We start from the raw sequence: 5,760 nt of genomic DNA, 5'->3' as shown, positions 1-5,760 counted from the left end.
GATGGTTTGTTGTTCTTGATTTTTGTTTTCTGTGGTTGTGCCCATTAGTCCCAACGTCATGGTTACTATTGCTAAAATACCTAGTGCTCTTCTCATAATCTTTAATTTTTATTTTTATTAGTGGTTTCGGTTTATTACGTTGTAAAACTAATACGCTATGGCCCCGAAAAAGGGCAAGAGGAAGAAGTATGAGTATTAAACCCGGTTTTGGAAGTATTCAACCCGGTTTTGAGAGTATTTTTTCAGTTGATGGCCGAAATGGTCGTTTTTGATAAATGTTCCTTTACATCATCGACATTCGTTTTGTACGATTTTGAAAAGGGTAATTCCAAGTTGCGAAGTTTGAGGGTACAGATCGACTTGCCATAACTGATTCCTGAGATGTATTGGGTATTCACGATATAACTCTGGTGAATGCGGATAAAACTTTGTGGCAATTGATTCTCAAAGGTTTTTAAGGTCTTGTAGGCATTGATCACACTGCCATCCTTCATCACAAATTCGGTGGTATTATTGTCGGCTTTCAGATATAGAATGTCCTGGGTGTTCAAATATTGGAAATCTCGATACGATTTTAAACAAATGGTTTCCTGTTGTGCATACACAGGCGTAGGTTCGGGCATGTACCTCTTAAGACGCAACAACGATTTTCGAATATCAAATTCATTGTACGGTTTTAGCCAATAATCGAAAAAACCATTTTTAATGGCCTCATAGGCATATTCCTTGGTTTTCGAAATACCTATGAAAATGGGCAGTTTTTTGATATACTGGTGTAATTCCACAACCATGTGAAAATATTCATGGGCATTTTCATTCAAGTGCACAAAAACGACGTCGGGGGAATATTTCAATATTGAATTTAAACCGTCATTACTGTTCTTAGCTAAGGAAGTACATGTAAAATCCCCATATTCTTCCAGAAAATGCTGCAATTGCAGATTGGAAGAAGCATCAGAATCGATAATGGAGTAATTGAATTCCAAGGATTTAGCTATTTAATAGCAAAGTTAAAATAGTGGGTGGACCGGGGGCTAAGGAAAACCTTATAAAAAATAAGGTTTGTCCTTATAATTTACAAAAAATTATACAAATGAAAGAAAATACATCGTAAAGTTTATGTTTTTACAACAATTTAATTATCCGGCATGAATTCATAGGCCCCAATATCCGGATTGTCCGTCCTGCTGGTGCCTAGAATGTCATAGGGTACGTTTAAGGCAGTTTCCAAAAGCGCCTTATTCCTGGCCATTGAAGCTTCGCCAATTAAAAAATTATTTTGTATAACATCTTTAAAATCAGCATTTTGATTTAAAAATACGTTGTTGTAATAGGTAGTGTCACCAAAATCGTACAAATCGGTGTTGGCATATTGACCTGAAGTATCCTCGAATTTTATGAGGGAATGATCGAAGTTGAAATTAAAGGCATTCAATCCGTTATGCCGCAGGGAAATTTCCAAAGGGGCATTCCCATCGATGATACAATTATTGAACTCGGCCGAAATCAGATCTCCTGTATTACTGGTATCGTGATTGCCTAGAAATAGCGCGGTACCCGATCTAGAACCATGGGACCAATAATTGGCAATCGTGCAATGGGTAAATACATAACGACCCCCGAGATCGCAACGCAGGGCGTTACGGCCCGCACCGCCTAAAAGCGTATTTTCAGCAAGCACATGGGCATTTTGGGTCCATAGATTCGTGTTCGAAGCATTATGGATCCGTGTATTTTCAAGGGTCAGGGTAGGGGATTGCATCAGGCCATCTCCCTTGACCATAAGCGCTACCGTGGCATTTTTAAGGGTCGCATAGGTGATTCGATTGTCGATGCTCCCCTCGGCGAACCAAATTCCACCCCATTGTCCGGGAATATCAGTGTATTGGGGTTCTAACCGGTCTCCTTCGAGAATCACCTCATTTTCCAAAAGCGCTTGATCGAGACTCAGGGCACCATCGATCTGTAATGAGGCGCCGTTCCCCATATAAATTCCCGAATCCTTATGAAAATGGATGCGACTCCCAGAATCCATCAATAGCACCTGGTTTTCAGGGACAACGGCATACCCATAAATCACATGGGGTTTATCCTTAGTGAAATGCAGTTCATCTTCCTGTAAATAAAATCCTTCCACCTGAATAGGTGCTCCATTTAAACCCATATCTAAACTGAGGGTTTCCTTGGTGCCGTCCGCCAAGGTTTTCGGATAGTGGAAAACCGCATCCTTGACCAAGGTCACCAGTTGTACTTCCTGTGTGATCATCTTTCCTTCAAAAGCAATGGCATCGGTATATAAGAATTCATTTTCCAAACCATTGGAAAGATCCACCGTGGTTTCAATGAAAATATAGAGGCTATCTTGGGCCAAGATCGGGATGTTCGTAAATTCCTTTCCGGCAACCCCATCCACATTCATTCTATAAAAACTATTCTGGCCTTGTTTTAAACGTATGGTGGGAATTTCGATGGCATCGCGATTCGGGTTATACACTTTTAAGGAATAGGTGCTACTCGATATTTTGGAGAAAACCGTATCGAGATAAACGGTGTCTTTTGAAAACTCCAGATTACCGGGATTGGGGGTGTAGGCAAAATCCTTTCTGCAGGAGCTCCAAACCATCAAAACGATCAGGGCAGATAAAACCAATATAATACGCTGCATAATTACCGTTCATTAACTAGGTAAAAAGATATTTTTTATAGCCTCTGATATACGAATGGGTTTTAAGGTCAAGGCATTAAGTAAGCACCATTCAGTTAGGGAACGTACCAATAGCCGATTTGTTTCATGATGGTACATTTCTACACAACGCACTGAAATGGCCCCTTTAGTATCTGCAATATAGGTCCTTGCCAGAATTTCATCGCCTAGCACGGCGGAACTCAAATAGTCGATCGTATGTTTTTTGACCACCCAGAGAATTCCCGCCTGCATTGCATTGGGTGCTACAGTTTGCCAATGCTCTTTTGATATATCTTGGATCCATTGTACATAACGCACATTATTGACGTGGTCTAGATCGTCTAGGTCCTTTTTGGAGACTTTGATTCTTTTTTCGTAGGATTCCATTATTTCTTTATAAACCGTACCTCGAACATCTTATCCCAGTTTTTCCCTGTAACAAAAAAGGTTTTTCTTTCGGGATGATATGCGACGCCGTTAAGTACATCCAAATCTTTATGTTGGGTTACCTTTTCTTTCAACCCACCAAAATTTATGACCCCTTCAATGGCCCCGCTTTGGGCATCGATGATCATCATACTGGGTTTTTGGTATACATTGGCATAGATTTTTCCGTCGACATACTCCAATTCGTTGGCCATATTGAATACCGATTTATTGGTGACAATTTCAATATGTCCTTCTTCGGCAAGGGTTTCAGGATTTAAGAACCAAATCTTTTCGGTACCATCACTTTTGTAGATTTTATCCTCATCGTGGCAAAGACCCCATCCTTCCTTGCTTTCACCATATTGAAAACTGTTTATTTTCTCGAACTTTTCGAGATCATACACAAAACCGATCCCGTTCTGCCAGGTGAGTTGATAGATCTTATCGTTCATTATGGTAATGCCTTCCCCGAATTGGGAATTATCGAGGTCGATTTGTTTTAGCACTTCCCCGGTTTTAAAAGCGACCTTTCGTAAGGATGACCTTCCCTTTTTACCGGTACTCTCATAGAGCACCCCTTCGTGAAATTCCAACCCTTGGGTATAGGCCTTGCTATCATGGGGGTATTCATTGATGATCTCGTAGGAATATAGGGCCGGAGGATTCGGGGCCAATATCTTGATTTCTTTTGAGATCTCTGCGCTATTTTCTTCGTAATTGACCGTCGCCTTTAAGGTTTTGTTGCCCAAGGTGGGGAGATCAAACGTTATTTTATTCCCCGTCACTTCCAACGCTTTGCCATCGATGGTGTAAGCTACCAAAGTGATGGCTTTCCCTTTTTTGTTTTTAAGGGCGATGCCTACGGTCTCATGTTGTTGAAAATCGGTTTTATTGCCTTCCAGCTGTATTTCGAACAACAAAGAAGGGTCTGTGTTACCACTGCCACAGGCCAAAAAGAGCAATAGTATATGACAAACGATAATAGCTTTAAATGGATTCATGGGCCTTTTTATTTTGAAGGAAAACGGATTACACACTAACGATACACTTGAATAAGGGCAAGGCAAACGCTCCTGAATAAGGTATTGTTTACCATAAAAAGGGCAAGTTACTTGATAAAAATCAGAAAGTAAAACGATTGATTGAATTTTGGATGGGATCCTTATGGTCATAACAACATTCGATTTTCTTTCCCTAGTAGGTTTCTGGTGCTTTGAACTATAGCGATATGGACTGTTGCGCTACTCGCTGTAATCCGCTCATAAAGGTTGAACTCAGGGGAGAGGGCAGCACCTATGGTTTCCGAACTACGAATGGGGACAAACGACGGTCAATTATTTTATTCAAATTGACCAAAATCATTGTCTGGTACGATGGTTTTTAGATACATTTCGATCTACTATTAAATTAAAAGGTATTATGGAAACCATTAAGTTCGTCAGGGAAAACAAAAAGGAGCGTGAGTTTGCCTATGAGGTGAGAAAACGGGTGCGTGATTATTTTAAAGAGAATAATATATCCATTTATGGCAATTATACGATGTACCTGAAGTCGGTTGTTATTTTGTGCATGTATATTGTGCCGTTCGTCGTATTGCTCACCACCCCAGTATCGGCATGGACAGCTTTAGGTTTAGCCATTATCATGGGTATAGGGGAAGCCGGGGTCGGAATGTCGATCATGCACGACGGGGTGCACCATGCCTATTCTTCAAAAAAATGGGTAAATGATCTGGCTTCGTCTACCATGTTTCTTTTAGGCAGCAATATCTTCAATTGGAAAATACAACATAATATGAAGCATCATACGTTCACCAATATTTTCAATTATGATCCCGATATTTCGAACCTGAAGGTTATCCGTTTGAGCGAATACGGTCCACTTAAAAAGTATCATCGATTTCAACAATTCTATGCCTTTCCACTGTATGGTCTTATGACTTTTTCCCGCTTGTTTGGTGAAATCGGGGTATTGCTCGATTATAATAGAAAAGGTATTACCAAGGCTCAACATGTGGATCCAACATGGCAGCTGATAAAGCTTATCGCGATTAAGATCACCTATTTTGCAGTTATTATAGGGCTACCCTTATACTTTACGGATTTCGCCTTCTGGCAAATATTGATTGGTTTTATTGCCCTGCACATTACGGCGGGCATGATCATGAGTACGGTATTTCAAATGGCACATGTAGTTGAAGGTACGCACCAACTGCTTACTGATGAAGACCATCAGATCAAGAACGATTGGTTGGTGCACCAACTTAACACCACCTCAGATTTTGGAAGAAAAAATGGTCTGTTCAGCTGGTATATCGGGGGCCTGGATTTTCAAATTGAACATCATATTTTTCAAAATATTTGCCATGTTCATTATCCAGTCATAGCCGATATCATTAAGAAAACAGCTGAGGAATACGGATTTACCTATAACCTAAAGCCCAGTGTTTTCAGTGCCCTAGCCTCTCATTTCCGAAGGTTAAGGGAGTTGGGCACGATGAAACCGCCTACCTCATTGCCTAATTTGGCAGCGGTTCCGTAGGTGCCTTCGGGGGGGGCAACCATTTGAAAGGTGCAGGTGGCCTGTAAGAAATAGGTCAGCTTTTGCAGCATGTCTTTTATGTAAAAATAGCTGCGCAATAGTGG

Annotated in this window: 5 protein-coding genes; 1 reads left to right on the top strand and 4 read right to left on the bottom strand. The window is 40.7% G+C overall.

Going from position 1 to position 5,760, the window contains the following annotated elements:
- Positions 1-242: 242 nt before the first annotated feature.
- The 4 genes from WBM98_RS17400 to WBM98_RS17385 form a co-directional block, all read right to left on the bottom strand.
- Positions 243-986, bottom strand: a complete 744-nt coding sequence (locus tag WBM98_RS17400; protein WP_424367289.1) for a LytR/AlgR family response regulator transcription factor — start codon at positions 984-986, stop codon at positions 243-245.
- Positions 987-1,135: 149 nt separating this feature from the next.
- Complete coding sequence (locus WBM98_RS17395; protein ID WP_424367288.1) at positions 1,136-2,665, bottom strand: hypothetical protein; 1,530 nt, start codon at positions 2,663-2,665, stop codon at positions 1,136-1,138.
- A gap of 12 nt (positions 2,666-2,677) precedes the next feature.
- On the bottom strand, positions 2,678-3,073 hold the full coding sequence (locus WBM98_RS17390; protein WP_424367287.1) for an acyl-CoA thioesterase: 396 nt from the start codon (positions 3,071-3,073) through the stop codon (positions 2,678-2,680).
- Positions 3,073-4,116: a glutaminyl-peptide cyclotransferase gene (locus tag WBM98_RS17385; RefSeq protein ID WP_424367286.1), complete on the bottom strand. Its 1,044-nt coding sequence runs from the start codon at positions 4,114-4,116 to the stop codon at positions 3,073-3,075. The genes WBM98_RS17390 and WBM98_RS17385 overlap by 1 nt, the downstream gene beginning before the upstream one ends.
- A 418-nt stretch (positions 4,117-4,534) precedes the next feature.
- Here WBM98_RS17385 and WBM98_RS17380 point away from each other — a divergent pair, with 418 nt between their 5' ends.
- Positions 4,535-5,656: a fatty acid desaturase family protein gene (locus WBM98_RS17380; protein WP_424367285.1), complete on the top strand. Its 1,122-nt coding sequence runs from the start codon at positions 4,535-4,537 to the stop codon at positions 5,654-5,656.
- Positions 5,657-5,760: the final 104 nt, after the last annotated feature.

It is taken from the genome of Maribacter sp. (assembly GCF_049667165.1).
Taxonomy (GTDB): Bacteria; Bacteroidota; Bacteroidia; order Flavobacteriales; family Flavobacteriaceae; genus Maribacter_A.
This window is presented reverse-complemented; position numbering and strand designations above follow the sequence as displayed.

What these genes read in the sequence shown, in the direction of transcription:
- WBM98_RS17395 (WP_424367288.1), bottom strand. Translation starts at nt 2,665, where the DNA reads ATGCAGCGTATTATATTGGTTTTATCTGCCCTGATCGTTTTGATGGTT.
- WBM98_RS17390 (WP_424367287.1), bottom strand. Translation starts at nt 3,073, where the DNA reads ATGGAATCCTACGAAAAAAGAATCAAAGTCTCCAAAAAGGACCTAGAC.
- WBM98_RS17385 (WP_424367286.1), bottom strand. Translation starts at nt 4,116, where the DNA reads ATGAATCCATTTAAAGCTATTATCGTTTGTCATATACTATTGCTCTTT.
- WBM98_RS17380 (WP_424367285.1), top strand. Translation starts at nt 4,535, where the DNA reads ATGGAAACCATTAAGTTCGTCAGGGAAAACAAAAAGGAGCGTGAGTTT.